The organism is Bradyrhizobium sp. UFLA06-06 (assembly GCF_054820065.1).
Genome location: NZ_JADFUD010000096.1, coordinates 1 through 21105 on the forward strand (window position 1 = coordinate 1; position 21105 = coordinate 21105).

Below are 21105 nucleotides of genomic sequence, written 5' to 3' on the forward strand. Positions count from 1 at the left end.
GTTCGTCGGCAGCGTCAGATGTGTATAAGAGACAGGCGCTGGCGTCCACGCGCCTGCACTATTCTGATCGGCCGATGAGCTGTCCTGACAGCACCATAAGATGGAGAGCTTGACCCTCACGTAGCGTCAGGTTGTAGCCTCACCCAGGGGCCCGCGCCCAACCAACCGATACGCACGGGCCAATGAAGTATCAGCCGCCCAGGAGGCAGGCAGCTGCTTCGATGCACCAATGTCACGTCTCTTCAACGCCCCCCCCGTTGAACGGACGAGCCTCAGCTTTGGACAGGGATCGTGGAAAGTTCGATGGAAGCGCTCAAATCGATCATTGGCAAAGTTGCCAGCGGCGCCACTCTGACGCGTGAGGAAACCGCGTTAGCCTTCGACAGCATGATGTCGGGACACGCGACCCCATCGCAGATCGGCGGCTTGTTGATGGGAATGCGGGTTCGCGGCGAAACGGTCGAAGAAGTTACCGGTGCAGCCTCGGCGATTCGGGATAGAATGCCGCGGGTCGAGGCGGCATGCGATCCCATCGATATCACTGGCACGAGCGAAGGCCCCATGTGGTCGGTTAACGTGTCGACATGCGCCTCCTTTATTGTTGCCGGGGCCGGCGTTCCTGTTGTCAAGACCGCCAACCGCGATGTGTCCTCAGGTTCGTGTGCCGCAGACGTGTTGGCGCGCCTCGGCGTGAAGATCGACCTTGAGCCTGAGGCGGTTGCGCGTTGCGTGCACGAAGCTGGCATCGGCTTCATGTTTGCGGCGCCCCATTATCCGGCGATGCAGCGCGTTGGCCAGATTCGGACCGCACTTGGGACCCACACGATTTTCAATCTAATCGGACCTCTGTCCAATCCGGCCAGAGTCAAGCGGCAGATGATCGGAGTATTCTCTCGCGAATGGGTCCAGCCTTTGGCGTATGTATTGAAGAATCTTGGTGCGGAATCGGTATGGGTGGTTCATGGCTCGGACGGACTCGACGAAATTACCCTTACCGGCCAAACCTTTGTTGCAGCCCTAGAGGCGGGTACAATCCGCACCTTCGAAGTGACGCCGGAAGAAGCCGGTCTCCGCCGCTGCCGCAAAGAGGCGCTGGACGGCGGCGATGCCGACGCGCTCCAGGGCATGCTCGATGGTGCACCAAGTCGATTTCGCGACGCCGCGCTTTTGAATGCGGCGGCGGCTTTTATTGTAGCCGGCCGGGCCTCGACGCTGCAGGAAGGCGTTGCACTTGGGAGAGATTCGCTTCATCGCGGCGCCGCGGCCGCCCGACTGAAGCGACTGATCACGGTTTCCAATGCGTGACAGCCGAGTTGGTCGATGTTCCAACATTCTGATCAAGACCAATGCTCACAAGTGCGAAGGGACAGCAGGCGCAAACGCGCGCTGCTTCTGCGAGCTTTCGAAGACGTTGTTGCCATCTATCCGCGTACTGATCAAACAATTCGCCTTAACCACACGGCGCGAGAGTCCCCTTCTTTATCGGCAAGAGCCTGTTGCGGCACACAGTTGAAGTCGGGGACCGCGACGAAGCGCTCGTGCGCTGCGCAAAAGGAGATCATCGGGAAATGTCCTCACAGGATATGGAAACACTCGGATCTATTGCAACGATAGAACACATCATTCGAAAGTTTCGGGAATTGATCGACACAGACGGCTCGATTCCGCCGGAGCTACGAGGTGCGCTGCACGCGACGCTCGATGGGCATCTTCTCGATGCGAAAAAGCGTGCTCTGTTGAGAGTAAATTAGCGTGCCTATGCTGCTACATGCGAAAAAAACTCCGGCCGGACTGTTCCCCGTCGCGATCGACGCAGCGGGCAGGATCGCCGCTGACACGTCCATCAACAGGGCACTCCCAAGCAGGAAACTTCCTCGCGCTGAGATGCTCGGTGAGAGGGGCAGCCATTGGTTGCGCAATGCGACACCGTGCGCCCGATAGCAGGCGCAAAGGAATCAAGGTCATCCGCGCGTAACGGAGACACCAGAATTGGAGTAAAACTCCAGAGGCAGGTCATGAGCTACCCGTCCCCTCCTAGGATTCGTGATATTCCATCTGTCCAAGCGACCGAGTTCCGTCAGGCCATGCGAAATCTGGCGAGCGGTGTCGCCATCGTGGCGACCGGAAAGGCCGCCGAACGACGTGGACTGACGGTTAGTTCGGTGACCTCCATTTGCATGGAGCCCCCGTGCCTACTCGTTGGCATAAAAGTCGGCTCCGAGACGCATGACGGGATACTCGCCAGTCGCAGATTTGGAGTCAGTCTTCTGCGCAGCAACCAGGAGGACCTTGCGCTACGTTTTGGCGGTCAGGAGGGTGCGAAAGGTGTTCATCGCTTCGATACCGCGCCCTGGAAACAGGGCATCTTCGATGTACCGCTATTGCCAAACGCGTTTTGTGCGCTCGAATGCGTCCTGTACGACCACAAGGTGATTGGCACACATACCATCTTTATCGGACGAATTGTCGCGACCCGGGTCGGCCACGGCAATCCATTGATCAACTTCCGGGGCGCGCTTCGAACCCTGCTGCTTGATTGAGTGCGATTTCCCTTTGCGGCGTTCACGCGCGCCTGCACGTGTTAAAAATCGATGACCTGCATTTTCATGATCTGCGTCACGAAGGCACCTATCGTATTTTCCCGCGAGCCGCGATCCCCGCGCCAGCACAAAAGGTGAGCTACCCGCTCAAGCTGGACGACCTATTGATGCGAACAACGCGCCCGAGGCAGGCTTGGCACAAGAGGTCGGAATCGGGCGCGCTGATTCGCCCCCCAAGCCGAGGTTAACCGGGATTATACTCATCTTGCGAAGTGAGTATAAAAACGCTCGACGCCGGGTTCCACCTCGAGCACGAACTCACGAGATTGCTCGATGGCGAACCGAGCCGCTATTTTGCGTCGGCATGCGCGCCGGAAGACGCCACTGATCTTGTCGCCGGCCTTGGCATCGACGTGTTCAAGGCCAGTGCGCGCAGACATCCTCGCGGAAGAGTATTGGGAATGCAAGCTGCGCAGCTATCGGAGGAATTGATCAGAACAGCTACAGTTCACGAGACAGCAACGGCTCTCGAGCTTGCATGTTGGAGCCTACCAAGTTTGGTAGCTGTTTATTTCAACCCGCGTAGCATCATTGCCTGCGGCAAGACTTAGACTTCAGAGGCCCAGCTGACCCACAACGTTGGCGACTCTGAAGGTCTTCGCGTTAGATCATGATGCGATCAAATGGATCCTATCACGATTTTCTGCGAACGATGAAGGTCGAACTCAAAGGGCGTCAGATCTATGTCCAGCAACCCATTCGAAGCCGCGGTGATTCTCGACGGCATCCGCCGCTGGGTCGAGATCGAGTCACCAACGGAACGGCCGGACCAGGTCAATAAACTGGCTGATCTCGTCGCGTCGGGCTATCGTGACTTGTCAGTCAGCGTCGACCGCGTTGCGGGACGCGACGGCTGCGGCGATCATTTGGTCACACGCTCGTCCTGGGGCCAAGGCGTACCGGGCATTCTCGTGCTGAGCCATCTCGACACAGTTCATCCGATGGGGTTCATCGAGCGCCTGCCGTTCAAAGTCGAGGGCAACAGGGCATTCGGCCCCGGCATTTATGACATGAAGGGTGGTGCCTATCTCGCGTATCACGCGTTCCGGCAGGTTTGCGCCGATGATGTCCGCCCTCCGCTCGGCGTCACCCAACTTTACGTATCGGACGAAGAAATCGGTAGCCCGACCTCGCGGGCATTGATCGAGGCCGAGGGCCGCAAGGCCAAGTATGTGCTGGTGACCGAACCCGCGCGCGAGGGCGGCAAGATCGTCACCGGACGCAAAGGCGTTGCGCGCTTTGAGGTCTTCGTCAAGGGCACGCCGGCCCACGCCGGTGCGCGCCCCGAAGATGGCTGCAGCGCGATCCGGGAACTTGGCAATGTGATCCAGACACTGGAGGCGATGAACGATTTTAAGCGTGGCGTCACCGTCAATGTCGGCGTCGTCCGTGGCGGCAGCAAGTCCAACGTGATCGCCGAGGAAGCCTATGCGGAAGTCGATATGCGGGTGCCGACCATGGCTGACGCCGACGAGTTGGTTCCGAAGATCCTCGGCGTCACCTCACGTACCCATGGTGTCACCGTGAAGGTTATCGGCGGATTGAACCGGCCACCGTACGAAAAGCGCAACGCCGGCGCCGCACTTTACGAACACGCCAGAAGCCTTGCTGCCGAGCTCGGCTTCAAGCTGCTCGATGTATTCAGCGGTGGCGGCTCTGACGGCAATTTCACCGCGCCGCATACCGCAACCCTCGACGGTCTCGGCGTCGACGGCAAGGGCGCCCATACGCATTATGAGCAACTCTACATTTCGTCGATCGAGCCGCGCGCCCGGCTCCTCTATCGCCTCTATCAGACGCTGCAATGATCTTCGCTCCAGTGGAGCCGACGACCGCGACGTGCACCAGATGACGGCACGCTCGCACAATCGCGCGGCTCGCTCGAACGGCGCAAAGGGGTCAGCTACCATCAGGCCGGCTTGTCGAACACAATCGTCGGATCTCGCCCTGGGCTTGCCGCGTCAGCGCCCGACAGATGCGCAGTGAAGCATTCAATAAGGCACAGCGGACGTTACATCCGCTATGGCTGCGAAGACGACGGATGCCCGATCGCGAACGCGCGGGCTTTTCGACAACAGCCTCGTCGCTTGCGAACCTCGTCTCAAGCGACTTTCTGACGCAGACCCTGGCGCAGAATTGCGGTCGACACGACACCGCTTGGCAGCGCCTTACCGGCAAACCTGAGAGCTTTGGCATGCTCCGCGGGTTGCCCAAAAGAGCTTGAATCGCACGTAACGTTAAGTTGTACGATCCCTAAATCGCCGCGTGTCTCGTCTGCCGTCAGAATCGTGAAGGATTACGAATGTCTCACCTCGTCAGAACATACGCTGAGTGTTGGTCATGATCCTCATTCCCGCCAGCAAATCGGTCGAGATGCTATGCAGCGAGTCTTGATCGCAGTACCGCGGCTCGCAGGTAGTTGTGAACGCCCCGGCATTCCAGAACCAATACTGTGCGGCTGCCCCAAAGCGAGGCGCCAGCGAGACGGTGATGCCGGAAGGGATCGGCGTACACCTCGATCCCGAGCCCTCGCAGGGCGCCGCCGCTTCCCGCATTTGCAACCGAACGGCAAGACGACCGCACCGAACTCACCTCGGAGAGCCAGCATTTGGTTCGATTCACACCACTTTCCCGATGCTGGTGGAAGCTTATCCTCGCGCAAGTGTGCGACGGCCCATGCGACTGCGTATCTTTTCAAGAAACTTGAGCTGCAAGTGTCGCTCGGCGTGACTGGCGCGGCATCGGAAGAGATGGCGCGATATCGCGGAGCAGCAAGTTGAAAGAGCCGGACGGCGTCAGGAAGGTCCTGCTGATCGACCACATTGAAGGCCAATGCCGAGCCATTGTCGGCTTCAAAGATGGAGATCCAAGGTCGGCATATATGTGCGGCGAGCCTGTATGTCAAAGACCAGGCAAGAAACAGTCGTCATGGTGCACCTATCACTACGGGCAGATGCACACGACTGCTTCCGAGCAAAACAGAGCAAGTGGATCAAGTGCCTGATACCTCGAACAGTGTCGATCGTTCGCTCCCCATGACAGCCATCAAGAACCGCTCCGTCCTGCTCGGGCCGCGGGATCGTAACCTGGGTAATGGGTACCCGAAGCACTCAATCGAGGTCTGGCGAAGTAGATCCGAACTCCGGCTGAACTACATCGGAACCAGCGTCTCTTGCGAAGCTCACGGAGGATGAGTTTGGATCTCTGCACATTGATTGAGCGCAACGCTGCGTATGCCCCCGACAAAGCCGCGCTCCGTTTCGAGGGACACGCTCTGAGCTACTCGGGCTTCAATCGACGGATCGGGCGTGTCTCTTACGCCCTCAAGCGCCAACTCGGCATCAAGAGGGGTGACCGGATCGCGATCCTCAGCCTCAACCGGCCTGATTATCTGACATTGCTCTATGCCTGCGCGCGGCTCGGCGCAATCCTCGTTCCATTGAATTGGCGCCTTGCGGCCGCAGAGCAGCTTTTCATTCTTTCCGACTCCGGAGCAAAAGTGCTCGTGCTTGAACAGGCATTTAACGCCGTCTTGCCGGCTCTGACGCGGCAACTTCCCGATACCTGCCTCGTCGGCCTGGACTTCGCGCCGCCCGGCGGAAGCAAGTTGGACGACGTTCTGGACGAATGCTGTGGTGACGAACCCACTCCAGATGCGGATCTGTCCTGCCCGGTTCTGATCGTCTATACTTCTGGCACGACAGGGCGACCTAAAGGCGCTGTGCTGCGTCAGGACGCGTTGCTGTGGAACGGGGTTATGAGTCAGCACATGCATGACCTAACCTCGACTGATCACGCCCTGACTGTTTTGCCGCTCTTCCACGTCGGCGGCCTCAATATCCAAACGACGCCCGGTTTGCATCATGGCGCGACGGTAACTATCCAAAGCCGCTTTTCGCCAGAGGCAACGTTTGATGCATTCGAGCATGACCGACCCACACTTGCAGCCCTGGTCCCTGCCATGATGCAAGCGCTCACGGACCATCCGCGATGGGCAAGCGCGGATTTATCCGCGCTCAAAGCAATCTGTACCGGATCGACGATGGTACCTCAGCGCCTTGTCGAGCGCTTTGCGAGGCGCGGAGTGCCAGTCTTACAGGTTTATGGTGCGACCGAGACCTCTCCCATCGCGGTCTATACCAAGCTCGGCGCAGATCTCGCACCTGACGGCGCAAGCGGCCTGCCTGGCCTTTGCTGCGAAGCAGCCATCATCGATGATGTGGGCACCAAGTTGCCGCCCGGGACCCCAGGCGAGATCGTAATACGTGGACCCAACGTCTTCTGCGGATATTGGGGCGATCAACAGGCAACGCGTGAGGCCTTTAGTGATGGTTGGTATCGCACTGGTGACATCGGCCGCTGCGATGCCGACGGATATTTTTGGGTCCGTGACCGCAAGAAGAACCTGATTATCTCCGGCGGAGAGAATATCTATCCGGCGGAAGTGGAACGTGTGCTCATGGGCCATCCGGATGTCGCCGAATGCGCCGTCGTCGGTCGACGGGACCCACGCTGGGATGAAGTCCCGATCGCCTATGTGGTCAGGCGACCCGGGTCCCGGATCGCAGCCGAAGCGCTGCTGACGCATGTTCAATCGCAGCTCGCCCGTTTTAAGGTACCGCGCGAAATCATATTTACGCACGAACTGCCAAAAACGGCGTTGGGCAAGGTCCAGCATTTCATGCTGAAGGAGCTCGATACGCAGTCAAGCCCGGAAGGAGACAGCGATTGAGAACCGCGGATTGGTTGGCCGTAGTTCCCGACTACACCACAGGAGATATCGAGGCAGCGCAACACCGCCTTCCGGTCGGTACCTCCATACGATGCGTCGCGGCGAACTCATCGTCGCTGGCATGGTGGTCTATGCTTAATCACGCCAGGCGTCTGGGAGATTGTCGTTGCCTCGGATCTTAATCATGAATGCCGGGACAGCTCAAATGTCCGGTGGCGATCTAACAGCAACTCAACTGTCCCTTTCCGCCAACTCCGCATGCCGGTCTGCCTGGTTTGCACAGGAGGGTGACCTAATAGTCTCTCCGGTAGCAATCCCGGCAGACCTGCTATCCTTCATCGGCGCGACGCTCAATTTCGATGCCTCGAGTCTCTCGACGCTTGTGCCTGACGACGCCCGTGAATCGCTGATTCTCAACGATTGCACCCTGCTATCCAATGCTTTCGTCGAGCGACTCAACAGCCATATTCGCCAGAAATCAACTTGGAGAATATCTGCCTGCTACTCTAGTGAAGGCGTAGCGCGCTTGGCGGAGCTGCTTGGCATCCCGCAGAGCGGGGACGAATTCGCTTTGCAGCGAGGGCCGGATCTCTTGAACCGCAAGAGCCACTTCCGTCAATTGGCGACAAGTGTCGCGCTCCCACTGCCCAGTGGATGCGCGACCACAAACCCAAACGAACTATTCAGGGCGGTCACCTCCTTAAGGTCAGAGACCGGCAACGTGATCGTCAAGTTGGATAATGGAGCGGGCGGAGTCGGCAATGTTATCCTGACCGGCAACGAAAGTGGAGCACTTCCTGGGGCGAGAGATACCCGAACGGTTGCTTGGCCATCGTTTGATCCTCAAGCACTTTGGTCTGAGATGATCACAGCATCCTGCAAGACATTGGTCATTGAATCGTACCACTTGGCTCGCGCTCCGTTCTATCTTGAGTATGAGATAGAGGAGGATGGTTCCATCGTTTTCATCAACAGTGGAAGCATCCGTCTACGTCGCAGCGAAGACCGATCCGAACGAGCGCTCATCTGGACAGGGCTCGAGCTTCCAAGCGACCTGACGAATGAGCAATGGTTGGCTGCACAGGCGCACGCCTACCGATTTGTCGAGCTGGCGCGAACCTTGGGGTATCGCGGAATGATCAACATTGATGGCATTTTCGCGAGCGACGGCCGGCTTTTCTTTAACGAAGCGAACGGCCGGTGGGGCGGAGGGTCAGTGTTACATAGTATTGCCGTCCGGCTGCTGGGCATCGATTATTCCAGTCGCCACGTCATTTCTTCCGTAAGAAACGTTCCATTATGTTCTCTCCAGGCCGCGCTTGATCGCTTCGTCAGGTATGGATTTCTATTCGATGGCACACGCAAGGAGGGCGTGATCCCGCTTGCCGTCGATCAAGAGGCAGGCACCGTGGAGTGCCTGGTGATCGCGCGCGATAGGTCAACTGCCCGCGATCTGCAGCACCGGTTATTGGCAATGGCCAACTGAAATCACAGACCTCTTAAACTCCTCCATTCGTTCGAAGCCCCCCCGTATCCGAAACCTGTGCTTGACACCCGCTGCTGGGAACGTCAGGGGAGTGGTTGCCTTTTTCGCTCGAAGTAGACCAACCGTGAACTTCCGAATTAGGCAGCGTCTGCCAGAAGCTGGCCCGCGTCCTCAACCCGTTCGAAAGCCGTTTCCGCTAACGGTCCTCACAGGCCGTCAGCAGTGTTTTCGATGATCCGGCGATTCGCGCCGCCGCGTTTTGAACAGAAGTACACCAGCGATCGGCGCTCGCCAGCGTGCACAGGCTTCACCTCATGTCGGATCCTACATGTGGTGACAACCACGGCCCCAAACGGCGGTCGAAATACCTGCTGTTCGTACGCGTTCGGATAGACCACGAACTCACCCCCCTCAAAATCCCTCGCGAGTTGCACAATCACGGAGTACTCGAAGTCAGGGTCGCTCTCAGCGTCTAAGTGGATGCCAACGAACGAACCGGGAGGCAATCGATGCATTTGGCATCGGCGAATCACGTAATCTGACGATGCCCCCAAGATCTTCTTCAGCGCAAAGCTGCGGTCTTTCCTCTCAAGCAATTCGATGATCTGCCCCGGAGCTTTGCCATGCACATTGGTCGGAGGGCGGCCCGGCGGATCTACCCTCACCCGCTTCACGAAGACATTGTGCGAGTCGCCGGCATCTCCCACCCGCACCTCTTCTTCGGGAATCTCCATCTGGAGCTGATCGATCCTCGCCAAATCATCTTGGGTGAACAATGTCTGAGGGGCGATTACGACCGTACCCTTCACCAATAGCTCTATACGGTATTTGGTGAGAGCCTCTTCTGAAAGCAGACGAGATCTATCGTTCATTGCGCGCGCCATGCGACTTCACTCCAAGTTTGATCTTAACTGGTGGCTTCCCAATCCTCGCGCGTCGGGCGGAACGCTTCCTCCCAATGCTCGCCATCGAACTCTTCTATTGTTATGTTTTCGATCGTTCTCTTATCCAAGCACCGAATGTTTACGCTGAAACCCGTGGGGTTCGATCGCGGTCGATAGAATGGCTTTACGCCGCAAATCCGGCAAAACGTGTGACGAGCGATATTCTTGTTAAATTGATATGTATTGAGAAACTCTTCGCCACACTCAATTCTGAGCTTATCGCCGGATACAAGCAGGTGCAGAAACCCGGACATTTGGCAGATGGAGCAGTTGCATCGAACTGCGGAGAGCTCTCGCGGCGCTCGGACGTAGAACTTGACGGCACCACAATGACAACCGCCGTGATGTTCGATCTCCGCAAGACCATCTTCCTCAATTGAGACAGTTTGCAGCAGATCGCGGCACCACTGTAAGCTGAGCCGATAGGCTCGATCGAATTCATCCAAAAAACGACGATTGCCGTCAGCAGGCACAACTTCGCGAATGAGCCGGGTTGTCATTTCTCCGTGATACTTCTCGGCGGGATCCACGCCGCCGACATGAGTGCGGAAGTACTCCAGATCGTCAGACTGCGCATCAAAGGTTTTGACCAGAGTGGTCCACAGTGACTGGATCATTTCCGCAGCATGCAGCTCAAAAGCGACCATGTAGGCGCAGCGCACGACCGGATCTTTCGCTGACAATCCGGCATAGAGGGAATGCAGGTACCGCTTCGTTGTGGCGCTATAATTCGGCTGTATCGTTCTACCGAGTAGTCGCGATGCATCCTTTCTCAGCAGGTTTGAGTGGAAATCTTCAGTCGCCAGAATATCGGGTAGCGCCGTCTTGCCGCCTCGCAGAACCCGGCCATAACCGCCCGTCTCATCCCAACAGATGAAATTTGCGACCACGCTGGTTAGTTCAACATCCCTAGGAAGGTCTCGGTTGCGACGCATCGCATCAAATATGAGATCCTTTTGCGAGCCTGCCTGCAGGTAAGGGAACGCCTGTGACATCGCCAAGTATTCCGGCAGCAAGCTCGCAACTTGGCGTTTAGACATCTCCGCAGCGAACGGATGCAGGCCAAACAGATTTCGCGCTTGCTCAGTCAAGTACTCGCAGACTATCTGCGAAGGTCGATCCAGTTGAACTTGCGACGCTTGAGAAGGCCTCATTTGAATCCTAACCGTGGAGAGAATGATGTTTGAGGAGCACTTTCGAAGGCCACCAACTTGGTCCGACGGGTTTGCGGTCGCGTTCGTCATACAGGCGAACTGCTCCCAACCATCTTTGCGGTCCCAGGCAGGGCCATCAGGGATCAGTCCTGTACATGAGCGCGTCGATAGGAACATGTCGGTAGATTGAAGCCACCACCCTCTCGCGTTGGATTTCCCTCCACGAGCAATCCAATCCCGCGAATGACCAAACGCGCCATCCATCATTTGCTGACTCATGCTGAATATCGGCGTCCGCCAGGCCAAGGAAGCCTCGCCTGACATGCGCAGGCGGCACATCCGGCCAGCTCGACGCTTTCACCTGCGACCTGTCGTGGACGGATCAAGCATCCACGGTTGCTATTCACTGCCTGCTCATCGCATCCCCTGCGGACTTGATTTGGCATTGCCGAGACGAACCACATCCAGCGGGCTCTTCGAGGCCTGCAGCTACAATCTACGTGACATTGCGGCTGCCGGCCGAGAACGATTGTCTCAAGGCAAAGGGACCGCCGCTGCCATTCGCCCGTTCTGCGTGCACTCGTCCAATATCCTGTGTTCCTGCACGCTTGTAGCAATTGCTATGCCAACCTTGCACTACGCGGGTCAATGTCTGAGTACGAACCGGTAACTCAATGGTAGTGTTTTGAATCTGGCGGGAATTTACGCGCAGTTAGAAGCCGAACAGTGAAGGCGCGTTACCGAATCAGCCGATACCATCCGCGGTGGACACAGAGCTAGTGAAACGCCAAAGATTGCGCGCACAGCTACCTCGTAGGTGACCGAGCGGAACCTCATGCCTTGATTTCGTCTCGAGCAGGCGGGACTTCTGGCGATTGATGTCGGGAGCGCTTGCGTCTCCAGGAACGAATTCAAAATTTGTGCACCAATGGAGCGTCGCCGAAAATAAGCCGAAAAGATCAGGCGCCTTCCGGTTGGTCGGTAATCTCTCTAAGAGAAAATCACGGCCTGATTGCAATTGGGCTGGCGTGAGGTTTTCCGCAACCGGCCATTTCAGACGGGAAGGAAACTCGCTGTGTCACAAACGCTCGTTCAGCAAGCGACAGTCAAATCGCGGATCAACGCCATTCTTCGTGCAACCAGCGGCAATTTTCTCGAGCAGTTCGACTTTTTCTTATTTGGCTTTTACGCCAGCGCCATTGGGAAAGCTTTCTTCCCCTCGGACAACGAAACCGCCTCATTGCTCAACACCTTTGGCGTGTTCTGGTTGGGTGCCTTAATGCGTCCCGTGGGGGCGATCGTACTGGGAGCCTATATCGACAGGATCGGCCGTCGCCAAGGCCTGATCATCACGTTATCGATCATGGCGGTCGGCACCGTGATTATCGCCTTCTGTCCCAGTTATGCGACAATCGGCATTGCCGCCCCCATCATTGTTCTAGCAGGACGACTGTTGCAGGGATTCTCCGCCGGCGTCGAGGTTGGCGGCGTTTCGGTCTATTTGGCGGAGATCGCGACCCCAGGCAATCGCGGTTTCTATACCTCTTTTCAATCGTCCAGCCAGCAGGTCGCGATTTTTGTCGCAGCGATCGTGGGCTACCTACTGAATGAATCGATGCCGCTCGAAGCCGTCGCCTCCTGGGGTTGGCGCATTCCGTTTTTTCTCGGTTGCCTTATCATTCCTCTTATCTTTTTCCTTCGTCGGACGCTGGAGGAGACCCCAGAATTTTTGGCGATGAAGAAGCATCCCACGGCGCGCGAGGTCTTTGCCTCGGCGCTCGTCCATTGGCACACGGTCGTTCTCGGGATGATGATGGCGATCCTGACCACGACGACTTTCTATTTCGTCACCGTCTACGCACCGACGTTCGGCAAGACCGTCTTGAAGCTGTCCACCCAGGATGCGCTCTTGGTGACCCTCCTGGTCGCGGTGACCAACTTCATCTGGAATCCAATTGGCGGTACCGTTTCCGACCGTATCGGCCGCAAGCCAGTCCTGCTGGCCATTGCCGGCCTTGCGTTGATGACCGCCTATCCGGCTTTGAGTTGGTTGGTAAGCGCCCCCAGTTTCGGCAAGCTGCTTGCGGTGGCGATGATGTTCTCGTTCTACTTTGGCACCTACAGCGGGACTATGCTGGGTGCTCTCGTCGAGATCGTGCCTGCGCATGTGCGCACAACCTGCTTCTCCCTGGCCTTCGCTTTCGCGGCGGCCCTGTTTGGTACGTTTACGCCACTCGCCTCTACTTGGCTCATTGAGCGAACTAATGACAAGGCTTCACCCGGATTCTGGCTGATGTTTGCAGCTGCTCTCGGTATCATCGCGGTACTCACCATCTATAGGGGAACCCCCAAGCCATCGAGAGCTGAGAAGCCTTCGCTTCGGAAATCGCCCGAGAGCGCTTTGGGCGTGCAAACAGCATCTCGCTAGCACGTGATCCTAACCACTGACGTGTCATACGGCCTCGATCGATGCGCAGAGCCAGAGTTCGCTCAGCGTATCGACGCGGGGCTAGGAGCCGTATCGCATGTCCGACATTGTCGGAAGCCAGACACGAGCGATGACTGCATATCTGACACTTTAAAAGTAAGCTGTTAGAGTGCCACGTCCTCGGTGATCCGCGTACACGGCAAATCACCATCCAACATTGACACCAGGCCTCGGCGGGCGCTGGATGTCGGCTGTGAACGTTGGAAAGTCCAGGTCTGGAGACCGCCTTGTGGACAGCGGACGGTTCCATCATCGCGGATGTGCAGCAGGTTGGGTAGCAGCAGCAGGCCGTGATGGACGTTGTCGCCGTCCGGAATCCGTGCCCGCGCGACAGTCCGAGCTGTATCGTGGTATAGAACCCCGGCACCGTGTGCTCGGATCGATATCGTCCTCGACGTCGCGCCGTCGTCGGCCCGGACCGATCGGGCGCCCCCTCGAGGGTGTTACTGATGTCGTTGCGGCGCACGCGCGCGCTGGTAACGCGGCAGAATAGCCGGTGAGCATGGGAGCGCTTATGGCGGCGGGATGCCGATTGACGCGAGCCTGACGCGATCGCTTGATGGTCTTCAAGCGGCATCGCCGCTGACGTCATCGAGATGCAGCCTTATGACGCCGTACTATCCGGCGACCTGTGCGGTCCGATGGTGCACCATCTTGCACTATTCAGGCGGGGCAGTTTGCGCCGCCGCAGCCTCGTGGTTTGCTCGGACACGATGCGCTCCCGCACATCGGTCAGCGGACTGCAGGTCGACTCACGGATTTTGCCATGTCCAGGAGCGACGTCGGGCCGCTCAGTTCTCGACCGCCTTTGCTGCCGCTGAACAAGGCAATGCGTCTTGTAATCGGACGCATGGAACGCGCGACGTTCACCGCCATCAATTCTCTAGGCTGGAGTTGACCGGCCTGCAGGACCGCCCTGTGTCGGATCCCGCTTCTGCTCCGCCATATGCGATAGTCGTCACCGCAGGGGAATATCTCTGTACCGAAGGCCGCAACCGCTAATCGGCAGTCTTCGATGACGCTGCTCAATCAAGTACGACAGCCATGTCAGCATTCCGAAATCAGCATCTTCTGATGTCGCGGTTGTTACGAAGGCCGGGCTCAAAGAGCGCAAGCTACCCGGTCGCAATGAGACCGGGATTCCATCTGATGGCCATACAGTTCCAAAGTCCCTTGTGAGGATGGCTGTCCGAATGCAAGCGCTTTCCTTGCCGGAGATCCTCCGCTGGCAGTTTCGACAATCACATTACGCGAGAAACACAACCTTTCCGCTACTTCCGTGCTGGCCCATATCCTGCATCGCGTGCAAATGTGAGACAAGAGAGCACCGAAGATGAGAGTTACGTTTGCGCCTTTGCCGTCAATCGACGATACAGCAGCCGGTGTAGAGCCGGCGACGACGATTAGCAACCTCGTGGAGACGAAAGCGTGTAGCTCTTGCGTGCGTTGGCCCCGCCGCTCTTGATTTCGTTCTGGCCTGCGCATCACGCGTTTATGTGCGCCAGCACATCGATGTCGAGCGATGTTCGTGCGCGTCCGGTGGCAACCAACACGTTTGGCGCTGGTTTCGCAGCTTTGAGCGGCTTCGGATCAACCCGCGCCACCACTCTATCGCGCGAACAGACCCTTAGAGTCGAAACCAATGCCACTCGCGTGCTGACAGATGAATGCGCGCCAATTCTGACACGAGGTGCTTAGACGTGCCCGACAAACTGGATCTTCGAAGTTTCAAGCTACATTCGCAACGCGATGCCGTGCTCAATGAAGTGCATGCGCGCCCGTTTATGCAGCTTATTCCTCCATTTAAGGTGACACACTTCGCATTTCTTTCGCAGGGCGATGCGGCCGCAAGCGATCGCCGCGCCTTCGTCACGTTTTGTCGAGAGCGTGACCTTCCAGCTCCGCAGCTCTCAGCGAAACATCACCAAATCGACATCGGGCCCGTTGTGCTTCGCTGGGAGCAGCATGCCGAATTCGCAATCTTTACCTGGATAGCGAATGGCCCGTTCGCTCGACAGAGCGGCGACTCCCAAAGTGCGGTTCACTCCTTGATGCGCAACTTGCGGCAGGAAGGGCAATTGCTGGTCGCAATCAAGCTGGATGTCGAGCAGCACGCCGCCCCATTGAGGCGCGCCGAACAACTTTTTGACAAGAGCAGCCTCGCCATGGCCCGCATAAAAGGCGGAGCAAGTGTTATGGCCTCGGATTTTCGAGTCGACGAAAACGGTTTCACCAAAATTCTTGTCTGCGACCTCGGGCTGACGCCGCACAATCTTGGTGCACTGGTGCAGCGGCTGCTTGAAGTTGAGACCTATCGTCCGTTGGCGCTGCTTGGTCTGTCGGCCGCTCTTGAGCTTGGTCCATTTGTCGATCGCATTGACAGACGTCTCGGCGAGGTGCTCGAAGAAATGCAAGGCGCGGAGGGATTGAAGCTCAACAACCATCTCCTTGCCGAACTGACCGCGTTGGCCGCCTCTTTCGAGCGAGGCGCGACCGGAAGCCTGTTTCGCTTCGGCGCCAGCAGAGCTTATTACGAGCTAGTTCAATCCCGACTGTCCATCATCGAAGGCAGTGAGATCACGGACTATCCCACATGGTCGTCGTTCCTGGCGCGCCGGATGGCGCCTGCGATGCGAACTTGCGAGACGACCAAGGATCGTGAGGTAACTCTGTCGGTCAAGTTGGCGCGCGCCGCCGATCTGTTGCGAACCCGTGTCGACGTTGAAATCGAACAGCAGAACCGCGACCTATTGCACGCTATCAATGAACGCACCGGACAACAGCTTCGGCTGCAGTGCACGGTGGAGGGATTGTCGGTCGCGGCGATAGGATATTACGTGGTCAGTTTGTTTGGCTACCTTGCCAAGGGAGCGCACGATGTTGGTCTCCATGTAGAACCCTCTTATCTAACCGCGGCGTGCGTGCCGGTCGCAGTCGGGGTGATCTGGCTGGTTAGTTACAATGCACGAAAGCGACACCTCAAGCATCGCGACGGGCCGTCCGTAACGGACAGGTAAGCATCATTTAGCTGATTGACAACAGAGCTTGACGGCAGACATGCCCGACCCACGTGGCAACAGTTTTCACCAAGTCGTCGGCGGCCCAGATAGAGGTGATCGCCGACGGGAGGATTGTGCTTCAGCTCCGCTGATCGGTCGGCGCCAGGCTCTACACGTCTCCGTGCAATGTCGATGTGACCGGATGAGAGGCAAACCTTGACGCGTTCAGGACCGTAACGCTTATCGTCGCCAAGACTCCCAGGTCAAGCATCGCGGGCTAGCGCCGCAAGATCAGTTTCGAGCTTCGGTTGATGCTTAAAAATAGCATCAATCAGCGCCTGCGCTGGTTGCTCGGCAGCCTCAACCAGCGCCGCTTTCTCAGCCCGTGCAGAGGGAGCGAAGACTCGCTTGACGACGGTCGGCGAGCCCTTAAGGCCGCATTTGGAGACGTCCTCGACGCCGGCATCGTGCGCGCTCCATTTCACGATTGGTGCACGCGCAGCACGCAAGGCATCGGCCATCGCGCCGCGCCGAATCTGGCAGGTCCCCTCCAGCATGGTGATGAGACAAGGCAGCCTCGTGTGCAGCACCTGGACACCACCTTCGGAGCGTCGCTCCGCTTCAATTGTACGGGCAGCGAGGTCGAGGGTTTTGACCTTGGCGACGTAGGTCAGCTGCAGCACACCCAGCCGTTTTGCGACGCCGGGACCAACCTGCGCGGTATCGCCGTCGATGGTCTGCTTGCCGGTAAAGATGAGGTCTGGCGGACCATATTCCTTGCCAATTTTTCGGATGGCGGTTGCCAGTGCATACGTTGTGGCCAAGGTGTCGGAGCCGGCAAAGCAGCGATCGGTGAGCAGTACGGCGCGATCGGCGCCGAAGGTCAGCGCTTTCCGCAAGGAATCTTCCGCCGATTGCGGCCCCATCGTCAGCACGGTTATTTCGCCGCCGAACCGCTCGCGCAGCTCGAGAGCGGCCTCGAGCGCGAAGAGGTCATATGGGTTAATGATCGTCGGCACACCCTGACGCATGATCGTATTGGTCACGGGGTGCACGCGGATCTGCGCAGAGTCCGGAACCTGTTTAATGCAGACGACAATGTGCACTGAGTTGCTCCAAAGGTTGCGGTAGCTGCGAAGAGAACAGCAAGTGTTGTACCACAGCGCCCGATTTTGGAATCTGTTAGCTGCCACAGAGGTTTAGATGGGTAGATCGCCCCTCCGGCCCGGTGTTCTGGACGAACGAATATCGACACCCGTCGCAACTGCGACAGCGCCATTCCGTTCCGTCCGACCACGGCGCGGAGCCGTGAGCTTGCAAGGCCCACATCGCGACTCCTGCGCAATTCAAGCTGCAGGTCCGGTCGCGCTCCGGAACGGCGCCAGTATCGACGAGATCAAGGCGGCCTGCTTCGCGCGACGGCATATTGCGGCATTCCTGCAGCTCTTGAGGGGTTCAAGGCAGCACAGGAGATCCTAAGGACCGAGCACAGCCAAACGAACGATGAGGTTGCTTATGCAGATCCCGATCGCGCCAACGGGAGCCACCTGCCTAACTGCTCCCCATGAGCCTCGATCTGCTGATTCAGGCGCCCCCGCAGCCTTTGATGTTGGCGGGAGCCGCTCCCGGGAAAGACCATCAGCCCAAGCTTGGATCAGCCCTCAGTCGCTCTTGAGTGCCTGCCGAGATTCCATCGTAAAATCGTAAATGCGATTGTGGATGGCTGACAAAGCAAAGTCCTCGGTCGAAATCCTCCGGCGTGATATCGCGAGCACCATGCAGCACCCGATCTCGACACCGTTGGAAAATGCTTCGTAGAACAGTACGCAGTTGCCGACAGTAAAGCTCCGAATTTTCATCCCCAGCTCGGGCCGCTGGCGGCCCGCCGTGGATTCTTGGCAAGCATCTGAAAGGCATTGCCGATACGATCGAGCAAGCGATCCGCAGCCGCAGTGTTGTCCGATGCGATCAAGAGCCAGATCTCCTCCAGGTCGGTCTCGGCCTGGGGCCGCCTGGTGAGATTACCCGCCATGCTTCCCGGCTTTCAGCCGTTCGCGTCCGCGGGCCTTAATTTGTTCAACCAGTTCGCCGGGCTCAAACGGTTCTGCCGGACCGCTTTCCAAGCCTTCCTGGATAGCGGTACGCAATGCCTCAAGCTTCGCCTTGCGACGCTCCTCGCGTTCTTCAACAAGGCGCAGTCCCTCCCGCATTACCTCGCTAGCGGCTGCATAGCGTCCGCTATCGACGAGATCCTTGATAAAGCTCTCGTAGTGTTTGCCGACGGTATAACTCGTGGCCATAGGCACGCCTCCTCGCCTCATAATATATTACTTTATGCTCTAAATACCGCGCTTTGATCCGCCAGCAACGTGAGGTTGTGGAGGGACGGAGGCAAACGGTGGGTAGGTGACGAAATCTCTTGGCTCAGTCTATCTGAGGCGGTTTTGCTAGCGTCGACCAACTTCATGTGATTGAGCCATGAACTACGATCAAGAGGATCGCAAGCCGATCAGGAGAAAAACCATCAGGACGACAATGTGCGAAGCTTTAGGCCGTGGCCGGCGAAGTCCCACTTGGCGACGTGGTGGTCAAACTGGCTGGCGAATTGATCCCTAGCCAGGCTCAGAAAGCCCGCCCTCATTGGGAAGGTGCAATCTCAGAACGCACCAACGAGCATTCCGAACGGCCGGACCGACATGCGCAAATGCTGGCGCCAACTACAACGCTGGTCGGTCCTCGCTTCGATTTGGCCGTGGCTCTCGCACGCGCGAGTGGCGATGGCATGGCAGGGCGAAGCCTTACCATTAACGATCTGTGCAAGCTCCTACCGCAAGTCGATCCAAAGGACGTCGAGAAAGCCGCTTTCGATCTGGATGCCCTGGGTTTGACCAGCATTCAGCGGTCGTTCGGTGAGCACTGGTGGCTACGGTTATCCCCCATCTGACGCGGTCATCCTTGCACCGTCGCCTGCAGCGCCATGGAATCAGCCGCCCGCCCGAGGTCGTCGGTGCCAAGCCTGCCAAGCAGCCTTTCGAGGCCTAAGGGACGGGACCGTTGGGGAGACAGCACGGTCACGTTTCGGAGGAGCTGGCGCGCCGACCCTGAGCGTCGGCTCCTCTTTTGGACCTTGTGTGAGTTAGGCAACAGTCGTCCCTCGGCGTACCTGCTAAAGAAATGACGTTGGGAATTTCAGGGCCCTAGCGCTGGGAATGACAGGGCGCCGCCGGGACAAACCATTTCGGGCCCGGCGGCGTAATTTTTGAGATTTACCGCGCTGACGCGCGAGAGGCGTCTCGAGATGTCTGACGACAAGATTGCTGTAAAGACCGTGCTGCTCGCGCTGGCCATCGGCATTGCGGTATGGGCAACCACGGGAGCGCCCGAGCCGGGCACAAATTCGCCGTTGCACGTCGCCACCAGGCGATGAGGCCCTACGGGGCTTGGGAGGATTGGGCGCGGTCGCTTTAGGTCGGCGTCATTCGAGCGGTAGAGAAAGCGCCGGCAGCGGCCTATTGCCCTGCTCGCAACCTGTTCGCCCCTTGAGCAGTAGAACTGGCGTTGAGGCATCCGCGGCAGTCCGGCCCATGAAATGGGTCAGATTAACGCCCGATGACCACTCCACATAACCAACAGCCGAAAAGGCAACCGCTCCCACGATGAGAATACTGAGTACTGAAGCGGCGGCTGCCGACGCCAAGCTTTGGCTGCTGAAAAACGGCATCACGATTCTCCGACACCGAGCTGCCACCCGCTCGTGCATTAGGCCAACTCGCGATGATCGAGTGTGAACCGCCTCACATTTCACGGGCAGTTGATGCCGAGGTCGGACCGCCGATGCCAGTTCAGGGCCGGCGGGCCAATTTTCGTTGATTCAGATCCTGGCCGCGGCCCAGTCGGGCAGACGATCCGGAAGCGGGCTGTCGAGCAGGCCGGCGACAAGCACGCCGAAGGCCGCTCCTTCGATGGCCTCTTCAGTGAACTCGACGTTTGCGTCCCATTCGAAATGGAGGACCGCTGAGGCCGTCGCCCGCATCCCCTCGATGGTCGTGGCGCGATTGTAACCATTCGCAGCTGATTCATGGCGTCCTCAAAGGCTTCTTCGGCCGCGGTATCGTCAACACCGATCTGGTAAAGCCGGAGAGTCTCCTCGCTGGCGGCATCGAGGAGGCACGATATTTCCACGAAGCTGCGTCCTTGCTCGATCAGTTCGGCTCGAGATGTTTGGGCAAGGGTGACGCCCGTCCGTGTTCTCCAGCGCCAAAAGCCTGTTCGAGCGGGAGCACCCAGGACCGTTCCCGGGGAAGCGTTCTGCCGTTAGCAGGCCTACAGGCCGATCAGCTGACGGGTGTCGCTGCAGAACCTTGGGGTCACTCGTTTGCCACGGCCAGATACCGCTGAGCCCGTCATAAGCATTCGGATGAAGCTCTGCTTTCCAGCATGCCGTCGCCCACGATTAACTGTTTGAGCGGTTCTAGTCCGCGGCACGATCGAGTGGAATCGCAGATGGAAGCATAGTGAATGCATATGGACGGCGACTGCGGACCAACGGAAGGCCGCGCAAGAAAGGAGTAAGGCGATGGATACGGCAGACAACGCCGACGCGGTGACCACTTGCGCATGTACTGTTGCCGCGCGGCGAACAGGATGGAAGTGGAGCGTCGACCATGATGAGAGGGCTACGCCGGGCTCGTGACGCAGGGAG

The 21105-nt window shown here is 58.1% G+C and carries 17 protein-coding genes and 1 pseudogene; 11 read left to right on the forward strand and 7 right to left on the reverse strand.

What is annotated here, in order from left to right:
• Positions 1–303 precede the first annotated feature (303 nt).
• The 6 genes from trpD (at position 304) to IF803_RS39860 (ending at position 8818) form a co-directional block, all read left to right on the forward strand.
• Positions 304–1305 carry an anthranilate phosphoribosyltransferase gene (gene trpD / locus IF803_RS39835; protein WP_016842012.1) on the forward strand — a complete coding sequence of 334 codons (1002 nt, stop codon included), beginning with the start codon at positions 304–306 and terminating at the stop codon, positions 1303–1305.
• 263 nt (positions 1306–1568) lie between these two features.
• Positions 1569–1751: a hypothetical protein gene (locus tag IF803_RS39840; RefSeq protein ID WP_075968510.1), complete on the forward strand. Its 183-nt coding sequence runs from the start codon at positions 1569–1571 to the stop codon at positions 1749–1751.
• 264 nt (positions 1752–2015) lie between these two features.
• On the forward strand, positions 2016–2540 hold the full coding sequence (locus tag IF803_RS39845) for a flavin reductase family protein (RefSeq protein WP_085964790.1): 525 nt from the start codon (positions 2016–2018) through the stop codon (positions 2538–2540).
• A gap of 743 nt (positions 2541–3283) precedes the next feature.
• Positions 3284–4408: a M20 family metallopeptidase gene (locus IF803_RS39850; RefSeq protein ID WP_028343550.1), complete on the forward strand. Its 1125-nt coding sequence runs from the start codon at positions 3284–3286 to the stop codon at positions 4406–4408.
• 1388 nt (positions 4409–5796) lie between these two features.
• A complete protein-coding gene (locus IF803_RS39855; RefSeq protein ID WP_026192383.1) occupies positions 5797–7332 on the forward strand; it encodes a class I adenylate-forming enzyme family protein in 1536 nt (511 codons plus the stop codon).
• 184 nt (positions 7333–7516) lie between these two features.
• Positions 7517–8818 (forward strand): preATP grasp domain-containing protein, encoded by a 1302-nt coding sequence (locus IF803_RS39860; RefSeq protein WP_240536980.1) that lies wholly within the window; start codon positions 7517–7519, stop codon positions 8816–8818.
• 206 nt (positions 8819–9024) lie between these two features.
• On the opposite strand, the gene IF803_RS39865 is transcribed toward IF803_RS39860, so the two are convergent.
• A complete protein-coding gene (locus IF803_RS39865; RefSeq protein ID WP_016842020.1) occupies positions 9025–9702 on the reverse strand; it encodes a 2OG-Fe(II) oxygenase in 678 nt (225 codons plus the stop codon).
• A 23-nt stretch (positions 9703–9725) separates the two neighbouring features.
• Positions 9726–11195 (reverse strand): GFA family protein, encoded by a 1470-nt coding sequence (locus IF803_RS39870; protein ID WP_233475859.1) that lies wholly within the window; start codon positions 11193–11195, stop codon positions 9726–9728.
• Positions 11196–11991: 796 nt separating this feature from the next.
• Here IF803_RS39870 and tcuC point away from each other — a divergent pair.
• Together tcuC and IF803_RS39880 are read left to right on the forward strand one after the other, a co-directional pair.
• A complete protein-coding gene (gene tcuC, locus IF803_RS39875) occupies positions 11992–13344 on the forward strand; it encodes an MFS transporter (RefSeq protein WP_016842022.1) in 1353 nt (450 codons plus the stop codon).
• 1760 nt (positions 13345–15104) lie between these two features.
• Complete coding sequence (locus tag IF803_RS39880) at positions 15105–16421, forward strand: DUF3422 domain-containing protein (RefSeq protein WP_026192381.1); 1317 nt, start codon at positions 15105–15107, stop codon at positions 16419–16421.
• A gap of 245 nt (positions 16422–16666) precedes the next feature.
• On the opposite strand, the gene IF803_RS39885 is transcribed toward IF803_RS39880, so the two are convergent.
• The 3 genes from IF803_RS39885 to IF803_RS39895 all read right to left on the reverse strand — a co-directional run bounded on the left by IF803_RS39885 (position 16667) and on the right by IF803_RS39895 (position 18703).
• The gene (locus tag IF803_RS39885) at positions 16667–17509 is read right to left on the reverse strand and encodes an electron transfer flavoprotein subunit beta/FixA family protein (RefSeq protein ID WP_026192380.1); all 843 of its coding nucleotides are present in this window, start codon (positions 17507–17509) and stop codon (positions 16667–16669) included.
• A gap of 749 nt (positions 17510–18258) precedes the next feature.
• On the reverse strand, positions 18259–18435 hold the full coding sequence (locus IF803_RS39890) for a type II toxin-antitoxin system RelE/ParE family toxin (RefSeq protein ID WP_016842027.1): 177 nt from the start codon (positions 18433–18435) through the stop codon (positions 18259–18261).
• The gene (locus tag IF803_RS39895; protein ID WP_075968511.1) at positions 18425–18703 is read right to left on the reverse strand and encodes a type II toxin-antitoxin system ParD family antitoxin; all 279 of its coding nucleotides are present in this window, start codon (positions 18701–18703) and stop codon (positions 18425–18427) included. Before IF803_RS39895 ends, IF803_RS39890 begins: the two co-directional genes overlap by 11 nt.
• Positions 18704–18957: 254 nt before the next feature.
• On the opposite strand from IF803_RS39895, the gene IF803_RS39900 reads away from it, so the two are divergent.
• From IF803_RS39900 to IF803_RS39910, 3 genes and pseudogenes are all read left to right on the forward strand, one after another.
• Positions 18958–19347 (forward strand): hypothetical protein, encoded by a 390-nt coding sequence (locus IF803_RS39900; protein WP_225163822.1) that lies wholly within the window; start codon positions 18958–18960, stop codon positions 19345–19347.
• Positions 19335–19439: pseudogene (locus tag IF803_RS39905) on the forward strand (IS481 family transposase); the annotation flags it as partial. The gene IF803_RS39900 and the pseudogene IF803_RS39905, both read left to right, overlap by 13 nt.
• Positions 19440–19701: 262 nt before the next feature.
• Complete coding sequence (locus IF803_RS39910; protein WP_256438835.1) at positions 19702–19830, forward strand: hypothetical protein; 129 nt, start codon at positions 19702–19704, stop codon at positions 19828–19830.
• A 48-nt stretch (positions 19831–19878) separates the two neighbouring features.
• Here the strand turns inward: IF803_RS39910 and IF803_RS39915 are convergent, their stop codons facing one another.
• Together IF803_RS39915 and IF803_RS39920 are read right to left on the reverse strand one after the other, a co-directional pair.
• On the reverse strand, positions 19879–20124 hold the full coding sequence (locus IF803_RS39915; protein WP_129964890.1) for a hypothetical protein: 246 nt from the start codon (positions 20122–20124) through the stop codon (positions 19879–19881).
• A 150-nt stretch (positions 20125–20274) separates the two neighbouring features.
• A complete protein-coding gene (locus IF803_RS39920; RefSeq protein ID WP_016842032.1) occupies positions 20275–20436 on the reverse strand; it encodes a hypothetical protein in 162 nt (53 codons plus the stop codon).
• Positions 20437–21105 lie beyond the last annotated feature (669 nt).